At 45.2% G+C, this 16,969-nt stretch carries 31 protein-coding genes, 1 tRNA gene and 1 pseudogene; 8 read left to right on the top strand and 25 right to left on the bottom strand.

All coding sequences use genetic code 11. The annotated features are described in order from the left end of the window. Positions 1–313: 313 nt before the first annotated feature. The 8 genes from AC5RDV_RS12805 to AC5RDV_RS12770 all read left to right on the top strand — a co-directional run bounded on the left by AC5RDV_RS12805 (position 314) and on the right by AC5RDV_RS12770 (position 4,104). Positions 314–607: a hypothetical protein gene (locus tag AC5RDV_RS12805; RefSeq protein WP_282747841.1), complete on the top strand. Its 294-nt coding sequence runs from the start codon at positions 314–316 to the stop codon at positions 605–607. A gap of 81 nt (positions 608–688) precedes the next feature. Next, positions 689–1,684, top strand: coding sequence for a hypothetical protein (locus tag AC5RDV_RS12800; RefSeq protein WP_282747842.1), 996 nt, complete (start codon positions 689–691; stop codon positions 1,682–1,684). A 20-nt stretch (positions 1,685–1,704) separates the two neighbouring features. Further along, complete coding sequence (locus AC5RDV_RS12795; RefSeq protein WP_008626144.1) at positions 1,705–2,130, top strand: hypothetical protein; 426 nt, start codon at positions 1,705–1,707, stop codon at positions 2,128–2,130. A gap of 50 nt (positions 2,131–2,180) precedes the next feature. Further along, on the top strand, positions 2,181–2,723 hold the full coding sequence (locus AC5RDV_RS12790) for a hypothetical protein (RefSeq protein WP_008626145.1): 543 nt from the start codon (positions 2,181–2,183) through the stop codon (positions 2,721–2,723). Between the two features lie 2 nt (positions 2,724–2,725). Beyond that, positions 2,726–3,043 (top strand): hypothetical protein, encoded by a 318-nt coding sequence (locus AC5RDV_RS12785; protein ID WP_040602666.1) that lies wholly within the window; start codon positions 2,726–2,728, stop codon positions 3,041–3,043. 53 nt (positions 3,044–3,096) lie between these two features. After that, positions 3,097–3,516, top strand: coding sequence for a DUF7841 family protein (locus tag AC5RDV_RS12780; protein WP_008626147.1), 420 nt, complete (start codon positions 3,097–3,099; stop codon positions 3,514–3,516). A gap of 4 nt (positions 3,517–3,520) precedes the next feature. Further along, complete coding sequence (locus AC5RDV_RS12775; RefSeq protein ID WP_130892488.1) at positions 3,521–3,940, top strand: hypothetical protein; 420 nt, start codon at positions 3,521–3,523, stop codon at positions 3,938–3,940. Beyond that, positions 3,934–4,104, top strand: coding sequence for a hypothetical protein (locus AC5RDV_RS12770; protein WP_008626149.1), 171 nt, complete (start codon positions 3,934–3,936; stop codon positions 4,102–4,104). The genes AC5RDV_RS12775 and AC5RDV_RS12770 overlap by 7 nt, the downstream gene beginning before the upstream one ends. Before the next feature lie 91 nt (positions 4,105–4,195). On the opposite strand, the gene AC5RDV_RS12765 is transcribed toward AC5RDV_RS12770, so the two are convergent. The 25 genes and pseudogenes from AC5RDV_RS12765 to AC5RDV_RS12645 form a co-directional block, all read right to left on the bottom strand. Further along, positions 4,196–4,633 (bottom strand): hypothetical protein, encoded by a 438-nt coding sequence (locus tag AC5RDV_RS12765; RefSeq protein ID WP_282747843.1) that lies wholly within the window; start codon positions 4,631–4,633, stop codon positions 4,196–4,198. Between the two features lie 90 nt (positions 4,634–4,723). Then, complete coding sequence (locus AC5RDV_RS12760; protein WP_172604656.1) at positions 4,724–4,867, bottom strand: hypothetical protein; 144 nt, start codon at positions 4,865–4,867, stop codon at positions 4,724–4,726. Between the two features lie 32 nt (positions 4,868–4,899). Next, on the bottom strand, positions 4,900–5,316 hold the full coding sequence (locus AC5RDV_RS12755; protein ID WP_282747844.1) for a hypothetical protein: 417 nt from the start codon (positions 5,314–5,316) through the stop codon (positions 4,900–4,902). 147 nt (positions 5,317–5,463) lie between these two features. Next, entirely contained in the window at positions 5,464–6,582 is a 1,119-nt protein-coding gene (locus tag AC5RDV_RS12750; protein WP_008626154.1) for a helix-turn-helix domain-containing protein, read from the bottom strand. Continuing rightward, the gene (locus AC5RDV_RS12745; protein WP_282747845.1) at positions 6,569–6,895 is read right to left on the bottom strand and encodes a hypothetical protein; all 327 of its coding nucleotides are present in this window, start codon (positions 6,893–6,895) and stop codon (positions 6,569–6,571) included. The genes AC5RDV_RS12750 and AC5RDV_RS12745 overlap by 14 nt, the downstream gene beginning before the upstream one ends. Before the next feature lie 73 nt (positions 6,896–6,968). Continuing rightward, entirely contained in the window at positions 6,969–7,163 is a 195-nt protein-coding gene (locus AC5RDV_RS12740; RefSeq protein WP_008626158.1) for a hypothetical protein, read from the bottom strand. Continuing rightward, a complete protein-coding gene (locus AC5RDV_RS12735) occupies positions 7,156–7,491 on the bottom strand; it encodes a DUF4406 domain-containing protein (protein ID WP_282747846.1) in 336 nt (111 codons plus the stop codon). The genes AC5RDV_RS12740 and AC5RDV_RS12735 overlap by 8 nt, the downstream gene beginning before the upstream one ends. Positions 7,492–7,495: 4 nt before the next feature. Beyond that, complete coding sequence (locus AC5RDV_RS12730) at positions 7,496–8,062, bottom strand: nucleoside triphosphate pyrophosphohydrolase family protein (RefSeq protein ID WP_282747847.1); 567 nt, start codon at positions 8,060–8,062, stop codon at positions 7,496–7,498. A 140-nt stretch (positions 8,063–8,202) separates the two neighbouring features. Beyond that, on the bottom strand, positions 8,203–8,511 hold the full coding sequence (locus tag AC5RDV_RS12725) for a hypothetical protein (RefSeq protein WP_282747848.1): 309 nt from the start codon (positions 8,509–8,511) through the stop codon (positions 8,203–8,205). A 3-nt stretch (positions 8,512–8,514) separates the two neighbouring features. Continuing rightward, on the bottom strand, positions 8,515–8,802 hold the full coding sequence (locus tag AC5RDV_RS12720; protein ID WP_282747849.1) for a hypothetical protein: 288 nt from the start codon (positions 8,800–8,802) through the stop codon (positions 8,515–8,517). A gap of 72 nt (positions 8,803–8,874) precedes the next feature. Beyond that, positions 8,875–9,729, bottom strand: a complete 855-nt coding sequence (locus AC5RDV_RS12715) for a phosphoadenosine phosphosulfate reductase family protein (protein ID WP_282747850.1) — start codon at positions 9,727–9,729, stop codon at positions 8,875–8,877. Continuing rightward, positions 9,726–10,418, bottom strand: coding sequence for a DNA methyltransferase (locus tag AC5RDV_RS12710; RefSeq protein WP_253271030.1), 693 nt, complete (start codon positions 10,416–10,418; stop codon positions 9,726–9,728). Before AC5RDV_RS12710 ends, AC5RDV_RS12715 begins: the two co-directional genes overlap by 4 nt. Before the next feature lie 87 nt (positions 10,419–10,505). Continuing rightward, a complete protein-coding gene (locus AC5RDV_RS12705) occupies positions 10,506–11,546 on the bottom strand; it encodes a DNA cytosine methyltransferase (protein ID WP_494222161.1) in 1,041 nt (346 codons plus the stop codon). Continuing rightward, on the bottom strand, positions 11,539–12,345 hold the full coding sequence (locus AC5RDV_RS12700) for a bactofilin family protein (protein ID WP_282747383.1): 807 nt from the start codon (positions 12,343–12,345) through the stop codon (positions 11,539–11,541). The genes AC5RDV_RS12705 and AC5RDV_RS12700 overlap by 8 nt, the downstream gene beginning before the upstream one ends. Before the next feature lie 8 nt (positions 12,346–12,353). Beyond that, a complete protein-coding gene (locus AC5RDV_RS12695; protein ID WP_282747385.1) occupies positions 12,354–12,740 on the bottom strand; it encodes a hypothetical protein in 387 nt (128 codons plus the stop codon). A gap of 1 nt (position 12,741) precedes the next feature. Then, complete coding sequence (locus AC5RDV_RS12690) at positions 12,742–13,494, bottom strand: DNA-methyltransferase (RefSeq protein ID WP_130893113.1); 753 nt, start codon at positions 13,492–13,494, stop codon at positions 12,742–12,744. 19 nt (positions 13,495–13,513) lie between these two features. Continuing rightward, complete coding sequence (locus AC5RDV_RS12685) at positions 13,514–13,960, bottom strand: hypothetical protein (protein ID WP_282747388.1); 447 nt, start codon at positions 13,958–13,960, stop codon at positions 13,514–13,516. Between the two features lies 1 nt (position 13,961). Then, positions 13,962–14,153, bottom strand: coding sequence for a hypothetical protein (locus AC5RDV_RS12680; RefSeq protein ID WP_130893115.1), 192 nt, complete (start codon positions 14,151–14,153; stop codon positions 13,962–13,964). Beyond that, positions 14,150–14,674 (bottom strand): DUF6633 family protein, encoded by a 525-nt coding sequence (locus tag AC5RDV_RS12675; RefSeq protein WP_282747391.1) that lies wholly within the window; start codon positions 14,672–14,674, stop codon positions 14,150–14,152. Before AC5RDV_RS12675 ends, AC5RDV_RS12680 begins: the two co-directional genes overlap by 4 nt. Positions 14,675–14,678: 4 nt before the next feature. After that, the gene (locus AC5RDV_RS12670) at positions 14,679–15,221 is read right to left on the bottom strand and encodes a DUF7833 domain-containing protein (protein WP_282747421.1); all 543 of its coding nucleotides are present in this window, start codon (positions 15,219–15,221) and stop codon (positions 14,679–14,681) included. A gap of 90 nt (positions 15,222–15,311) precedes the next feature. Then, positions 15,312–15,560 (bottom strand): annotated as a pseudogene (locus AC5RDV_RS12665) (Lin1244/Lin1753 domain-containing protein); the annotation flags it as partial. A 4-nt stretch (positions 15,561–15,564) separates the two neighbouring features. Then, the gene (locus tag AC5RDV_RS12660) at positions 15,565–15,816 is read right to left on the bottom strand and encodes a YonG family phage-derived protein (protein ID WP_282747392.1); all 252 of its coding nucleotides are present in this window, start codon (positions 15,814–15,816) and stop codon (positions 15,565–15,567) included. A gap of 8 nt (positions 15,817–15,824) precedes the next feature. Continuing rightward, complete coding sequence (locus tag AC5RDV_RS12655; protein WP_282747393.1) at positions 15,825–16,184, bottom strand: RusA family crossover junction endodeoxyribonuclease; 360 nt, start codon at positions 16,182–16,184, stop codon at positions 15,825–15,827. A 32-nt stretch (positions 16,185–16,216) separates the two neighbouring features. Beyond that, the gene (locus tag AC5RDV_RS12650; protein ID WP_282747396.1) at positions 16,217–16,711 is read right to left on the bottom strand and encodes an HNH endonuclease; all 495 of its coding nucleotides are present in this window, start codon (positions 16,709–16,711) and stop codon (positions 16,217–16,219) included. A 20-nt stretch (positions 16,712–16,731) separates the two neighbouring features. Next, positions 16,732–16,806: transfer RNA gene (locus AC5RDV_RS12645), tRNA-OTHER, on the bottom strand. Positions 16,807–16,969: the final 163 nt, after the last annotated feature.

Here is a 16,969-nt window from a genome sequence, read left to right as displayed (position 1 = left end):
GCCTTATCCTGTGGAGCGGAAGCTTTCGAGGTGGGAGGAAACGAAGCTGCACTATGGGGGCTTTGCGCTCGTGGCCGTGGTCGTTTGCATCCTTATAGGATTCGGGAGGTTTGTGTACAGGCTGAAAAAGTAATGTTTACTCCTTCGGGGACGGGAGTATAAAAAAGCCCCCAACGTTCCTTGCATTACCACATGACAAGACGCGAAAATAGCTCGCGCGTTGAGGGCTTTATGTCTTCATCGCGAGCTATCGTTGTATATAAACGCCTTGTCATGTGGTATGACAAAGATATGAATAAAAATCGGATTTTGTATGTGCAAGGAAGATATTTTTAATGAGATTATTCAGGTTGTCAGCAGGGAAACGGAGATTTCACCAAGAATCATATTGTCGGGAAGCAAGGAAACGGAGGTGGTTGATGCACGTTACTTGCTTGTGTATTTCCTTTTTAAGGAGGGCTTCTACCCTTCCCGGATTGCATTATTGGTGCGCAAGACGAAACGCGCGGTAAACTATATGCTATCCAATTTTTCCTCGCGTGTGAGGTGTGGGAAAATGATGGGAATATATCGGGAAAGAATCGGGAATGAGTTGGGAAAAGATTGATTTTGAGTGACATAATGTATTTGTAGTTTTGCAGGGTCAGGATATGCCTGACCTTGTAACGTTTAATTTAAAAGATACATTATGGAGAGAACTTATGTTTTTAACAGCGATGGTACCAGCGGAGGCAGCAAAATGGACATCACTGCATTGCTCCCCGGCATGATTGGAGGAGGACGAAGCGTTGACCCCAACCTGCTTGCCTTGATGGGTAACCGCAACGGCTTTGGAGGACAGGACGGATGGTGGTCTATCATTTGGCTGGTGGTGATTGCTTCTATTTTCGGATGGAACGGCAACGGTGGTTTCTTTGGCGGACGTGGCGGTAACGGTTGCAACGGATTGCCTGCGGAACTGGCTGGAAATTCGGGACGTGAATTGCTGATGCAGGCCATACAGGGTAACGGGAACGCTATTTCCCAGTTGGCTTCTTCGTTCAACTGTTCTACGCAACAGATTCAGACAGCCTTGTGCAACGTTCAGAACAGCATTACACAGGTTGGTAATCAGGTCGGCTTGTCTACCAACCAAATCATCAATGCGATGCAAAGCGGGAATCAGGCTATCCTGACACAGCTTGCTGACTGCTGCTGCAAGACGCAGAATGCCATCACAACGATGGGATATGAGAATCAGCTTGCCATGTGCAACCAGACGAACCAACTTGTGAACACAGCCAACCAGAACACACTGTCATTGCGTGACGGAGCTACGGCGAACACGAATGCCATACTCGCGAAACTTGATGCCATTCAAAATCAAGCTTTGCAGGATAAGATTGCAGCCCTGACGGCCGAGAAGGCTACCCTGACGGCTGAAATCTCACAGCGTAACCAGAACGCTACTATCCTGAATGCAGTAGGCCAGCAGATCGCTCCGTTGGCAGCAGGTTTGCAGGCTTTGCAGGGGGATGTGGACGGAATCAAGTGCCGTATGCCGCAAACCGTACCCGTACAATATCCTAATATCGTAGGTGTAAATCTTGATACTTACCGTGCAGCTGCTTTCGGTGCTTATGCCGGTGACGCTTACGGTCGGAGCGGATATGGTTGCGGATGCAATGGAGGTTATTGGGGATAATGTAAGAAAGGAGGTAAGCTATGTGGCCTAACTTTTTTACAGGATTTCCGTTCGGGTTTCCGGGACTTGGCAGGGTAAACTACAATACCCTGCCGACCGTGGCGGTGAATGTGGGTACGGAGAATGTCACTCTGGAACTTCCGAACCATGCCTTCTATGGCAGGAACTATGTCGGTGGGTTCTACATCAGTCTCCGTCAGGACATCCCGGCCGGGACAACTCAGACGCTGCCTATTCTGATAGGCACGAACGGTGACACACGTCCGCTGATGGCTTACAACAATGAGCCTGTAACAGTGGCCAATCTTGCCGGACAGGGTATCTATGAAATCCATTACAACAAGTACACGAATGAGTTGTTCCTGGTGAATGGAGGTTACAGACCGACTTCGGCACCAGCACCGACACGGGCAAAAGAAACCGCTTCTTTTGGAGCAAGTAAATAACAAGGCGGGGGTCTGTGTTTCGCAGGCTCCCTCATAAAAGTCAAACAATCATGTTTCAGAATTTAAGACCAAACAATACCTTATATATTCTTCATAGAGGGGCTGACCCTGTTCTTGAATGTGGTAAGGTTGTAACAGTAAAGAATCTAAGGACTGTTTATAAAAACACTCCCAATACTCTTTATCCACAGCCTGTTCAAGTAGTGGATATTGTTGCAAGTGTCAGTAACGGGGATACTGTTACTATAACCGAAATGCCTGCCAATCTTGACATTGCTGATGATGTAAAGAATGGTATTCTTGTGTCTGCTTCACGTGAGGAGATGAATGTTGAAATTCTTACGATGAAACAAAAGAGTGAAGAAATACTTAAAAGCGTTGAATATCATAAGAAGTTTCTTTCTTCATGCGAGCAGATGCTTTGTGCTTTAAACCCGGAGGTTGTAGCAAAGCAACAACAAGAAAAGGAAATATTGGACTTGAAAAGTCAAATGGCTGAAATGAGCCGGAATATGGCTGACCTTATGACATTGAACAAGCAACTGATGGAACAGTTTGGTCTTGGTTCTGACACATCCAAAACAAAGAAATGATTATGGGAATGTGGAGTATTTTGGAAGAAGGGCGTGACGATTACGGACGCGGCTTCGGTATGAGAGACGGCGGTGAGATTGAAGAAGCTTACAGGGAAGGATGCCGTCACGGATATGAAAAGGCCATGAACGAGATGCGGGGCGGAATGGGGTTCCGTGAAAGCGGAAACTACAGTGGCGGAAACGGATATGGCAACAGGGGGTATGGTGAACGTTACGATATGGGCGAACGCCGTATGCCGGGTTACTTCCCGGAGTATCCCCGAATGGATGAGATGGGAGAACGTCGGCGCAGACGTGCCAATGGTGAGTTTTATTGATACGGGAGGGGTGGAATTCCCCTCTCTTTTACTAAATCATAAAGGAGAAGATTATGGGACAGAGACTGGATGCTTATGACCGGTTTCCTTCGGGAATGAAGGAATATATTTCGCAATACGGGTGGCACTTCTCGAAGAAGATGTGCGAGTGGGCCGTGTCGAAAATGAAAACCAAGGACGAATCCACCGGGAAACAGAAAAAGCTAGATGCATTGAAGAAGGACGAGGTGGAAGAGTTGTTGAAAAAATACGGCATCAAGCTGGAGAAGGATGCAGGGTACGACTGTGTGTATGCGGCCAACATGGGCAAGGCGGATTATTATAAGAGTTCGATAGCCGATGAATCCCATCTTGCATTGTTCATCAAGGATTACATTGATGACCCTGACGGTTATGACGGGCTTCCTTTTACCCGCTTCTATGCGGATTGTATTGGTTCGGGTACACCAATCATTTGGGAGGATATGATGTAACATTATGATAGTGCAGGATTTCTACATACCGAAGTATGGGTGGAGCGTGAGGGTGTACTATGCCGTTACAACCTATTGGACTGAACGGATAATGAAAGACCTGTATGATTGTGGATGCCGCGGTTATTCGTTGAGACAGGCATACCGCAATCTGACAGAAGGCAACTTGAATACCGGGCTGACTTATTCAAATTTCCACGACCGTGAAACGGTGATGGTGCTTTCCCTCACTTCCACACCGGAGCAGTTTCAGAACTCATGGGATCACGAAAAGGGGCATCTGTGCCGTCATATTTCGCAGGCATCCGGGATTGACCCGTATGGGGAGGAAGCGCAGTATCTTAGCGGTTACGTCGGGCAGAAGATGTTTCCGGTTGCAAAGAAATTTTTGTGCGAACATTGTAGAAAGGAGTTGGGATGTTGAACGTATTGAAAGCCATCATATCCGGCAAACGGGGTCAGGAAGTCTATGACCTCCTGTCTGACGAGGAAAAAGTTAAACTGAATGAATATGCCAAGCTGTATGGCGTAAACCGCCGTCAGCGCAGGGAAATCGAGAGAAATGCGAAGAAACGTGTACATAGATGAACTCATAGCCATTGCCGACAATCTTCCGTATATGGATTATTGCCGGCTTATGGCTGTGCTGAATTGGAATCTGTAATAGAAATATTACTTTTCATTCTACCAACTCATGGGATTTCAACCATGAAATAATCTTGTTGCACAGGTATTCCACATCCTTACGGAAGGATGTATAATTCTGATAAAGGAAAACAAGGTTTGCACAATTATTGGATATTGTGCTTTTAGCTTGTACACCTAACACACCGGACAGTTCATCACGCAATCCGGGAGCCATCTTGTCCCCGGCCAAAGAGGACGGGGAATAAAGATAAAGGACTATGAAGATGAACTTTTTCCGTTGAATCACTGTATTTGTGGCCGGTTTGCATTCCCTATCGCTGATAAGACTTGTGAAGACATTATAAATCTTGGGGATGAGTTTCTTGTCGGACAATACCGGTCGGGTAAGTATGTTTTCTTCCTTGGACAAGTCCGATTTTACGCTTCTGATTTTCCTTATACGTATGATTTTATCAAAATCCAGTTCCATGACACGATTATTTAATTAGAAATCCGTATATTTGTGACGGAATAATCGTTGGGGGTGGCTTGGTCGTGCGGGCCGGCCCCCTTTTTATTTTCAATTTGTCCCTCTTCCCCACAGCATCGCATTGTAGAGCGAGGTTGCATAGAGCCTGACTTCCCATTCTTGGGTGAGTTGGTTGTTGGCCATGGCTGCGAGGCATGCCTTGTGCCATAGGTATTCATTTTTTCCTGTCGCCATTGTATATTCTCCTTTCATATTTTTAACCATCATCAAAATCCCCTTTCCTTATACTTGGTTACACATTCATTTAGCTGTTCCCTTGCTTCCTCCACAATCTTTTGACATACCCTGATTTCTGCCATTTCATCTTCTGACAGTCGCGGGCATCCTTTGAGCCATGAGGAATAATTGCATCCGTTCGTGCCGAGGGAATGGCATTCCAGGGTGTAGTCATACCAACGCAGCAGTTCCCCTTCGGGGGCGTTTTCTTTCAGGTCGGTGACTATCACGTCCATGTCGAAGAAATAGTCTCCGCAACATACGGTTTCGCCCACGCATCCGGCGACCCAACTTTTGCGGGCATCCTCATAGTCGAAGCCGTGCTTCTCACAGAAGGCTTCCAACAAGGCGTTGCAGGAATCGTAATAAACGAAAAGCAATCTTAAATTATCATCGGGTTTGTTCATACTAAATATTTTTTAGGGTTTATATATAACAAGAAGCCCGGCACGGTAGGTGTCGGGTATAAAAAAGAGCACCGGAAACGGGAATCCGGTGCTCTTATGTGTCTGAAATCCAAAGCAGGGGCTATACGAGTTTCAGACGGGATAATCCTATCGGATAGGTACCGGTTTCACTCCAAACAACTTGTAATTGTGGCTTTCGTATTTATAACGCCAAATTACTATATTGGAATCAAGTTCATATTTCTCAGACAATGCTTTCAGCTTATTTACGATATTTCTCGTCGATATGCTGTTTGTTCCACTTTCCATCATCTTCTTCCAAATGTGTTTGTCTATGAGTATGTCTTCGGCAAATGTGTTTGCTTCCTTTTCCTGTTTGTTGTCCAAGGAATATGTTTCGTCCGAGGATATGAACAAGTTTTCCACGTCGTTCCCATTGAAGTGCAGTTCTACATGTCCTAATTCATGCAACACGTTGAATACAAGCCTGCTCATGTCATTATAACGGTGCGTGGTAATAATGGCAGGTGTTTCTCCAGTCATCATGGAAACTGCGTCAATAGGCGTTTTATCTAATTTACGGACAACGGAATAGGAAATGCCGTGGTCATTTAAAACTTGTTTTAGCGTTGCTTCCGTCAATGTGCCTTTGTGGACATGCCCGGCTATTGTTTTAGCTGCACTGACACCACCGCCTTTCGTATAAGGTTGCAACGGATTGTTTTTAATGGCACTTATATAGGCCAAGACAAGCCATGTGTTCTGATTTCTTTCATCAAAACTAAGTTTGTCGCTCTTCTTATACAGGGACTGACGGACAAAATTCATTTTCCCTATTTCCAAAGGATTGAAATTCAAAAGCCCTGAAAGTATTTCCAACTTTTTCTGTATAAAAAGACAAGCATTTATTCCAAGCCGCTTATACAATTCCGGCAAATTCAACAAGGAAGAAAGCATCATTTCGGTAGCTATGGCTTCCTTCTCCAGATTGTCACGCCGTTCGATGGCTTTCGTGTCTTTGTCATATTGCAATTGAAGCTTCATCCACATGTCTGCCGGAATATCCAATGCAGCTTCCAATTTTGCGGCAATAGACGGGGTTATATTTTCCCCTTTCAGCAAACGGGTGACGTTGGGCTTTTGCATCCCCATCCTTTCTGCAAATTCAGTTTTCTTCATTCCGCGGGCTTTTATCTCATCGGCAATTATTTCACTCGGATGAGTGGCTACGAAAGGAATCGTTTCTTTTTTGCTATTTGTCTCCATAATGCTCGCTTATTTCAATCAGGCATATCCTGATTCCATTTTCAAATTCTTCAAATATGAGCCGATATTTGGAAGTGAATCCAATCCGTACACTTGAATAGCCCTCGTAATCATAATGCAAAGGCTCGTAGTTGAGTTTTTTAAACATGTGTAATTCCTTGACATTGTCAACCGGTCTCATCAAGTTAATCACCATGCGCAAATCCCTCATGAATACGGCGTTGCTTTTCAATTTCTTATATCTTTTATCGTTGCTTTTGCCGGTTTCTATAAACAACTTCAGCTCTTCATCCTTATATTCTATGTTTAGCATAAGTAGCTATATTCCTTGTCATGGTGCAAATATAATACAAAGTTATCAATAATGATAATTTTGAAAATGGAATTTATATAATTTTATCTCTCTTCGGATTCAACAGGTACTCAATATCTTTTTGGGGAATCCCTAAAAACAGGAGTGCTTTCCTCATATCGTCCTCCGGGATAACCCTTTGTCCGTTATCGAGAACGCACACCGTTATCTCAATATCTAAGAGCTTCACTTTGCCCTTACTTACGACTTTTGGCATATCGTTATTCATTTTCCACCTCCTTTGCGTAATAGTCCAACATTCCATAGTTCGTAAGTATCTTCTTGTCATAAATACGTGCGGCTTCCATTTCGAGTGCGCATCCTTTGGATTCCACCCATCCGGGCAGGACAAGGACCGCATCGCATTCAAGCAATGCGGTGATGCCGCGCCCGATGTGTACGGCATAACTTGATTCGGGGTCGGGAGACACTTCCAAGGGAGACACCGCCTTGAAGCCATGTTTTTCTATCTGTGCGGAAGCTGACTTTATGGCTGATTCCACTTGCCCAATGTCCCGTCCGCTGATGGGAAGGCTTATGTAGATTCTATTCTTCATTGTTTCAATACTTTTTATTTCCGTGTTTAAAACTCCTAAGTTCGTTGTAGCGCATCTTCTGCCCTACGTGCCACTCGATGTCTATTTCCTGTGCGGCGCAGAAAGAGAAGATTTCGTTCAGGACGGAATGTACCTTGTCTTCCAACACATCGTCGTCCGTACATCCGCCCGTGATTTCCCTTGTGATGGAGAACATGGCTTCCGTGAACGGAATCCCTTCATAATCGAACGTATCGCTTTCTTCGTAATCGAAGTTTTCCAAATCGATTTCTTTCAGTCCGGCAAGGTCGAACAGGCGTATCACGGCATCGGCAAGTTCGTCCTCGACCGTGTCTTTGATGTATTCGTCGAAAGCGACCTTGTAGGCATGTTCAGGGTCTTTTGTGAAACGCGATATGAAATCTTCAAACGGGTTCCTGAACGCGTGCATCCTTTTCCGGTCGGCTTCCAAGGCTTCCATCAGTTCGGATATGACCAGGCAGAGGTAATGTTCGTTACTGTATTCTTCTTCGTGCCAACCGTGTTCGCAAGCTGTCTTATAGGCACGGTCTCTCAGTTCGTTCAAGTTCATGTTTCAATCCTCCTTATTTTCATTTTTGATACTAATGAAACTATTATGGCTAAATGGAAAAGGAATACAGATAATGAGTATTACCGTACCGAGCCAATGGAAAAAGTCCTGAAATATAAATTCTAAGATTTCTAACATACTCATTCCTCCGTATTAGGTAGTAAGTCTTCTATGTAAGCCCAACGGATCAAATCATTTACGGCAACATGAATGTTCCATTTTTGATGTTGGTAAAGGCAATCGGTTTCCCATTCATTGCATTTGTTTTCAAATACAAAGAATTTATTCAATTTGGGATTTTCGCTTGCATCATGCCACACGCTGTTGATGCGCCAGTCTGCACCATCTTTAAATCCTTGTTGGTAATACGGTGTTAATGCAGGATTAAAAATACTGTTTTCAAAAACACAGCTATCTACTGCTGCTTTTTCTATATCTTCTTGTTTCATAATTCAATATCTGCTTAATAATTCATAGAATTTTCGTTTCTTCTCAATGTATTTCAGGCCGTTGCGTCTTAGTCCTCTCTTTGTCTTTGCAACAACCATTTGATAACCATTTACACCTACATAAATATGGTCTTTGTGGTGTTCTTTATTTTCTCTTAGACAAGCATCAATCATTATATCACAATATCTGTAGCTGTCATTCTGAACACCTTCATAGCCTTTACTCATTATGAAGTGTCCTATTTCGTTTGCTTCTTCCTCTGAATAAGCAATGGTAAATATCTTATTCATCTTATCTCCTTTCCACCTACCCCAGCAGCCACCATATGACTGCCAGGAATAGGTAATATAGTTTTGTTTTACTCATTCAAAATCAATTTTCTGTTGCAATACTTCATCTGCATAGAACTTGTCGAAGCTCTTGCCGCTTATCCACCATCGGAAACCGAACTCCGCATCTTGGAAGCTGTGGTTGATATATCCACCATCAATTAACTTTTGGATGGTCTGAATCCACTTATGTTTGGCATGGGGAAAACGTTGGAAATCTTTAATCTTTTGTTTGTAATTCGACATCGGGCAAAGAATACAGCCTATCCGTCTGTAACCTTCATCATACAGCTTGCAATGCGGAACTTTCACCACCTCGTTAAGGAACTCCCAGACATCACGCTCAGTCCAGTAGATGATTGGTGAAATTAATATCTTGTCCTTCCCCCCTACACAAATTGCCATTGTTTCTTCGTGTTCTTCCCACTGGTCGAACGTTCCGCTGAACGATGCTTTGCCATTTTTGCCGGTCTCAAATTCATTACGTTTATTGCGTCTTGTGCTTTCCTGCTTGCGGATGCCTGTCAGCGTAACCTTTCCTGCGCCGGATGTTTCCTTGAACTCAGCACAGCACCATCGAATAGTTCGTGTCGGAATTAGATGTTTTTTTAAAGCCATATCGTAGATACTCATCTTCGGCTTTATCAGCTCCACATCTGGATAATTCCGTTTCACAAAGCGAATAACCTCTGGTGGGTCTACACTTGTAAGGTTCATGTGGGCCTTGAATTTCACGCCTGCCATTTGTGCGATATAGTAAAGGGCTTGGCTGTCTTTTCCACCGGAGAAAGCCAGATAAAACCCATTCTCGGGGTCTAAACGCAAGGCCATGGGTTCGGCCTTGCGCAAAAGGTTGATGGAGTAGTCTATCTTTTTATCCAATTTCATAATTCAAACAGTTCTTTTTGTACATATACATTGCCGTTTCTCAGTCTAATTTCTCCCAAACACTCTTCCCGAAATCGTTTCTCCTGCGCATCGAAATACTCTTTGTCTATTTCCGTCCCGTAGAAATCGAAGCCCATCTTGTAAGCTGCTATCCGGCTGCTCCCGCTACCTAAATGGGTATCGAGGATCTTGTCGCCAGGATTGGCATAGTTCTGTAACAACCATGCGTACAGAGCGACCGGCTTCTGTGTCGGGTGAATCCGTTTTTCATTTTTACGTTTATCCCCTTGCTGAAGGTGTCCTTCTTTCAATGATTTACCTTGGCACATTCCGTTCCACATGTAGGTGAACATTCTTACCGTATCAATCATGGAACAGAAGGCGATTTCACAATCAGAAAAGGAACTTTTCCCGTTAACTTTATTCCAGACAATTCTGCCGGAAGAGAAAATACCATAAGGGTAGTAGTTCACACCCCATACTATTTGTTCTTTGCTGACCCTGAACAATTCTTCAAAGAAGCGTTTTAAAGGAATTCCCCAATGTTTTACCTTGTATGCCGGCCGTTTTATGCCGAAGGATGAGATTTCCTTCCCATAATAGCCTAATTTGTTGGGTCCGTCAAAATACGGAGGGTCAACCACTGCCAGTTCAAAGAACTTGTCGGGAACGGACTTCATGTATTCCATGCAGTCCATGTTATATACTTCACTTATCGGGTGTGTATTCATAGGTCTCTTGTATTGCTTTGAATATTTCGTAAACCACTTGCGGTACTACTGCGTTGCCGTAAGCTTTGATGGATTCCTGCCTCCACTTTGGAAAGGTGATACCGTCCAATCCACCGGAAATCCCATCATCTCCGCTACGAACAGGGGATTGAGTTGGGAAACCTGTCCATGCTGACGGGCCACGAAGTTTTTCAACTCTCCCATCCGGCTCTTTCCGTCCTTGCGGTCTTTCGGCGTCCCGGAAAAAATGTCGCTCGCAGTGGGCGTTGGAAGCATCCCGTTTACCGCCATAGCTGTAAGCCCTTTCCCCATTTGGCTGCCGGGGTTGTACACTTCTCCCCCTCTGTTGCATTGGGTGTCGGAAGAAGTCCATGGAAGTCCATCCAGTCCGTCAAGCCGTTCGGCCTCGTTTCCCCGTTCTTCCTGCTGTGGAAGGTGTTCCCTCCGGCTTTCCTCAATTCTTCCACTCGCTGCGCATGGCGTACATCGGTCGCCATCGGGGTTGGCAGCAAGCCTTGCAACAAACCAGATCCTGTCCCTCCTGTGCGGTGCTCCGACGGCACAAGCCGGAATAAGAAACGGTTGGACGGAATATCCTTCACTTCCAAGGTCTCGGCAGATGGTCTCGACGACGTACTCTTGACGCAGCAATACTCTTTTTCGGTCAGCCTCTCCGAAAAGAGAGGTTTGGCTTCCCACTTCAACCTCCTCGCCGGGCTGTACCATCGTGAGGATGCCAGCAACGTTCTCGCCAACGACCCAAGAGGGCTGTATCTCCCGTATAGCCCGTAGCATTTGAGGCCAGAGGTAACGGTCATCGCCCGCTCCCTTTCGTTGTCCGGCAAGGCTGAAAGGTTGGCAAGGAAACCCTCCTGAAAGAACGTCGATTCTCCCCCTCCATGGGGTGAAATCGGTTTTTGTGATGTCTGCATAGTGCTCTGCATTTGGAAAATGGTGGTTTAAGATTCGTGTGCAAAATTCGTTTATCTCGCAATGGAAAACGTTTGTCCATCCCGTCCATTCGGCGGCAAGGTCAAAACCTCCAATCCCGCTGAACAAGCTGCCGTGTGTCAACTTTCTATCCATCGATTCCGAACTTAATCTTAATCAGGTTGATGATGGCTTTATATTGCTTCTCGTAGATTGTGCCTTTATGCGTCTCCTCTACTTTCTTCTCGAACTCCTCCAGGCTTCCACGGAAACAGCCGCAGGTTATTTCGACTTTATTTCCCTTTGTCTTATAAGCATGCGTATGTCGGTTGCATGAACCGAAACAATCAAAGCCACAGTGCATGTGATTGTTCTCAACCCGAGCATTGCCGTACACCTGAGCATCGCCGTACACCTGAGCATTGCCGTACACCTGAGCATCGCCGTACACCCAAGCATCGCCGGACACCCAAGCTTTGCCGTACACCTGAGCATCGCCGTACACCTGAGCATTGCCGGACACCCGAGCATTGCCGGACACCTGAGCATCGCCGTACACCTGAGCATCGCCGTACACCAGAGCATCGCCGGACACCAGAGCATCGCCGTACACCTGAGCATTGCCGTACACCTGAGCATTGCCGGACACCCGAGCATCGCCGGACACCAGAGCATCGCCGGACACCAGAGCATCGCCGGACACCTGAGCATTGCCGGACACCCGAGCATTGCCGTACACCTGAGCATTGCCGGACACCCGAGCATTGCCGTACACCCGAGCATTGCCGGACACCCAAGCATCGCCGGACTGAGAAAGGTTATCTTCTTTTTCCACATACCCACCTAAATCACCCTCATTGGCATATTTGAAGGCTTTGGTACACTTGATTTGGAACAGTTTGATTCCAAAGGCATTTATCACGAATTTGTCTGTAAGTTCAAATTTCTTTTCCATTTTTATTTCTATTTTTCGTCTAAAAAATCAAAGGCATTGTCCACATCAAGCCTAAGCCCAAGTTTGGAGGGGAATGACTTTATGTAGTTGTAGAACCTGAATGCAAGCTCGTCATCATCTCCGCACCTGTCTATCAGTGTTAGGAGGAGCGCGTTCGTCATGTCCGCGTCACGCCCGAAGCTTTCCTGCGTGGAGCCATTCAAATGGGATATGTCACGCTTAATGCACTTGATGGCATGGATGGCCGTATTATAATTCCTCTTCACGTCATGGCGCAAGGCGCAACCTTGCTTCTTGAATGCTTCCTGCATGTCCATGAGGTTGGTTTCCAACACATCGGTCAGTATGTAAACGATGTTGGTCAGTGTATTTAAGTTGTCTGTTCCTTGTTGCATGTCAAAATAATGTTTTTTGGATTCTTGATAGTACGTATTTGTTGGCCTTGTTATAAAAATCCTTTTTGATTTCAAAACCGTAAGCCTTGCGCCCGCATTCGGCTGCGGCAAGAAGAGTGCTGCCACTTCCGGCACAAGGGTCTATCACCACGTCGCCACGGTCGGTGAATATCTCTATGAGGCGGCGCAACAGGGGCACGGGCTTTTGCGTGGGATGGCATTTCGGGGTGTCTTTGTCCCTCACCCAGTCAAAACAGTTGAATATCATGCGCCCATCATTGTTGAATTTGGGAAGCTTGTTGCGGTACAGGAGAAGCCCGTATTCGCAGTTGCCCACTATTTTCATGTTGGATTTCAGGACTTGCGCGGAGAAGTCCTTTCGGAATACCAGGTTGATGTATTTACAAAGGCCGTACCTCCGTCCCAATTCAATGTAGCGGAATTGGTCTTCAAACTCGCAAAAGATAATCATGCAGGGGGATTTTCCCTTTTCTTTCGGTTCTTTCACAAGGAACTGTGAACAGAAGTGCATGAACTCTGCCGGGCGAAAGTCCTTGTCGGTGTCGAAGAACGATTTCCCGGCCTTGTCGCTTTCCCCTTTCTTGTTGTCACCGTCCACGTACCATGCAGGATTGCTTGCATAGGCGTTCGCGGCGAGGTTATACGGCACGTCGGCGATGATTAGCTGTGCCTTCGGAATTTGGTAACGCTTCCAGTTTTGGAAGTTGTCGTTGAATAGTTCGATGTCTTTCATTCGTTTGAATTGTTTGTGGTCAGTAGCTTTCACCGCTTGACGTGGACCCGGTGAGCGGGATGAAATAACGGCATGAGGGGTCTTTGGGGCGCACATACTTGTAATCCCCGTGGCGACCTTTCACATGCCAACAGCGGCACTTGTACTCACCTGCGCAATAATGGGTGCATTCGCAGCAATGGCATGACGGGTCGTAGGGGCCATAATCGGCGGGCTTCCACTTTTCTTGCGGTCCGGGATGCCCTTCTTCCACGATGGCCTTTGGTGACGCTTTCGGCCTGACGGGCTTTTTCTTCTTCGGTTGAGGGACGCGGCGTTTAAGGCCGATGGAGCTTGCCTTCTGGTATATCCCTTGGACCGTGTGCCTGGACAGCCATGCGGAAAGCTCGCGTGTCGGCATGGTGCCGTAATGCGCCTGAAGGAACTCCAGTTCTGCCGGTGTCCATTGGTTGTCTGAATAGTTCATGTCAAGATGGTTTTTTGAACCTGATTTGTATGAATCCCCGTCTTTCGGTTTCCCGTAGCAATTCCATATCCTCATCCCTTATGTCGGCTTTCGTCTCCTTGTTGACGGTCATGCCACAAGGGATGCAGAAACGCTTCCTGATACGGGCGCGTATGGATTCGTCTTTCGTGGACCAGTAAATAGTCAGTCTCATGGCGGGGTGAGTTGCTTTATGGCTTCCTTGTCGCCCATGGAGGCACGCTTCCGGAGTTCTTGCAGCCATGACCAACTCGTATGACCGGCAGGCGGTATGAAACTCCTGCGCTCGATTTCTTCGGCAAGCTTGTTGCGGTTGATTAAATCAAGCTCCTTGTTGCGTTCAGGAACAAACTCCTTGAAGAAAGCGTTTCCTATACGCCGGGAATCAAATGCGCCGTATGAGTTATCGTACCGGCCTGCCTTGTAGCGTGCGAAGAACAGCATGACTTCGGACATCTTGAACCCGGATATTTGCGATGAAAACGACTGGCAGAATATGCCTATCCCGTCCACAATGCCCTTTTCACGGCTGCTTGAAGAACCGAACATGGCAGACACCTGTGTATCTACCCAATAGGCGGAAGTACCTCCCCCATAAAGCGCGTCAAGCTGCAACAGTGTGGGGCAGTCTGCCATATACGCCTTTTCCGGATTGCTTGCGGCATACCCCCATTGCATCGGGGAAAATGCGTTCACTATCTCAGAACGGCCTTTCCACCTGGTCAGCCAAGCCCGCTTCGAGGTCAAGCTTATGTTGTTGCAAACGTTCAAGAGCGTAGGCGTTTGCTTCTTGCTTGCTTGTATAAGCACTCCGATTTGCTGTTCCATAAGTCTGTTGCTTTTGAAGTTCGATATTCAACCACCTTGCAAAATGCGCCATGGCATCCTTCGGGGATTTGTGTGTTTCACCCTCATTCTGGAGCTTCCGGAAAAAGCGGCCAAGATAATCCAATAACATGGCGGGGGTAAAATCCTTATGGCCGGAATTACGAATATTCATCGAAACTGTCTCCATCCAACTTTCGTTACCGGACAATTCGGCATGGCACTCCTGCAATGTTTTCTCAAAAACTTCGGGAGGGGGAAATTTTTCTTTTTCTCCCGATAGGGAGTTTTCTATTTTATTTCCTTTCTTTTTCTTTTGTGCGGTTTTTCCGGAAGTTACTTGGGTTTCTTCCGAAGTTACCATGGTTTCTTCGGAAGAAACGAGCGAATATTCCGAAATAACCGATTTCCTCTTCATATTTTTCATTGCCTCCAAATACCGTTCCTGTATTCCTCTTGAAGTAAGGATATGGAATTTATCATATAAATCTTTAGAAAACAACCCGAGTGACAGGCAGCATTTGATAACCTCACGTATATACGCCTCTTCAAATCCGGTCTGTTCCGAAAGTATGAAGGGCAACTCTTCATCCCACAACATGTAGTACCCATTCTTATAGATAAGACAAAGCAGGAGAGCATATACTGATATTGATTTGCCACGCTGGTACTTGATCAATTTCCTTATTTTTATATCTTGAATAAAATCCACATCAAATGGGAAATAAGTAAGTCCCGTGCTTTTTGGACGTGCCATGATTTTATAAAGATATTACTTGTACGAATTTTAGCTCACCGGTATAACCTCTACTGCGTAACTCTTCCATCAATTCACGTGGTGTATATTTGGCAAGTTCGGGATTGGAATATACTTTATGTATCTTTTTATTTTTTACATACTCCCTCGCACAGTCCTTGCAATGACGTTGAAGACCATCTTTGGTATTTGAACTTTTATAGAACTCACTCAGAGGAAGTTCACGACCGCATTTGTTACATTTCTTTGTTTCCATAACTATTTCTATTTAAATTCTATTTCTTCTAATTCAAATTCCACCCTCGGGTCTTTCTTGTCCACAAGCTTGCGGGCATGGATTTCCATGCACTGTCGGTCATTCTTTATAACTCCACAAGATTGCAGGCAATCAAGAAGGACCTTAAAAGCATTGTCCAAGTCCGGCCTCATGTTCTCGTGATATATATCCACATCAAGTTTGAAGAACCCCTTTATATTTTTCCCACGGATTGAACATTGTGCATAAAAGGATTCCTCATATTTCTTTAGTGAAGGCTTTTTGGAAAGTGAGCCATGGCCGCATAATGTGACTATACGGTAGGAATTGGATTTGGAAGGTATCTTTCCGTGTATTACTTGTTTCATAATTATTTTCGTCTTATGTAGTACATTATTTATTATCTATTATGTAAGATGTAATGAAGTCCACTTTTTGATAATATATTAAACCTTTTCATTGTTTCTTTGTATGATTTCGACGAAGCATAAAAAGATTTTATCTTCTCTACATGCTCTTTATCCCATTTCATTGAATAAGAATGGCTCGCGATTGTTGCCGCTCTTATTCTTTCCGATTTTGGTTTGTCAAACTGATTTTCACTGAAAGTACCTAATTCTATATTATCAAGTGAAAAGTTCAATTTATTTCCATCTAAATGCCTGATGCAATCACAAGCAAATGATATTTCTCCATATTTTTGAAATGCGCATAGTCGATGAGCAGGTATTGTTTGACATTTACCATTTATTCTGATATTAAACAATGGATATCCTTCTTTTCCTATACATAATTTCCTCATACGGTTATTAGGGGTTATAAGCATACATTCTTCATTTACCCGATAACCTCTATAATATGCCTCCTTGATAGCTAATTTCAGTTTACTTTGCATACACATTTTTATTTTATGAGTGGTAATCGGCAGGACTCGAACCTGCAATCTACCCGTTAACCAACAGGCGCGTTAACCAATTCCGCCACGATACCATGTGCCCGTCCTATCTTCACAGACCGGAGGGGCGTTGTTTTAACTAATACCTAATCCTAACCAAATAGTATAATTATAGTGGAGGCCGCCCCGGAATCGAACCGGCTTCTTTACCGTATGGCAATATCCTTCCATGTGGACGAACGGCCTCGGGGAATACTC

The sequence above is a fragment of the Paraprevotella sp. genome (assembly GCF_986071375.1).
Note: the sequence above shows the minus strand (reverse complement) of the source record. Positions and strands in the feature narration are given on the sequence as shown.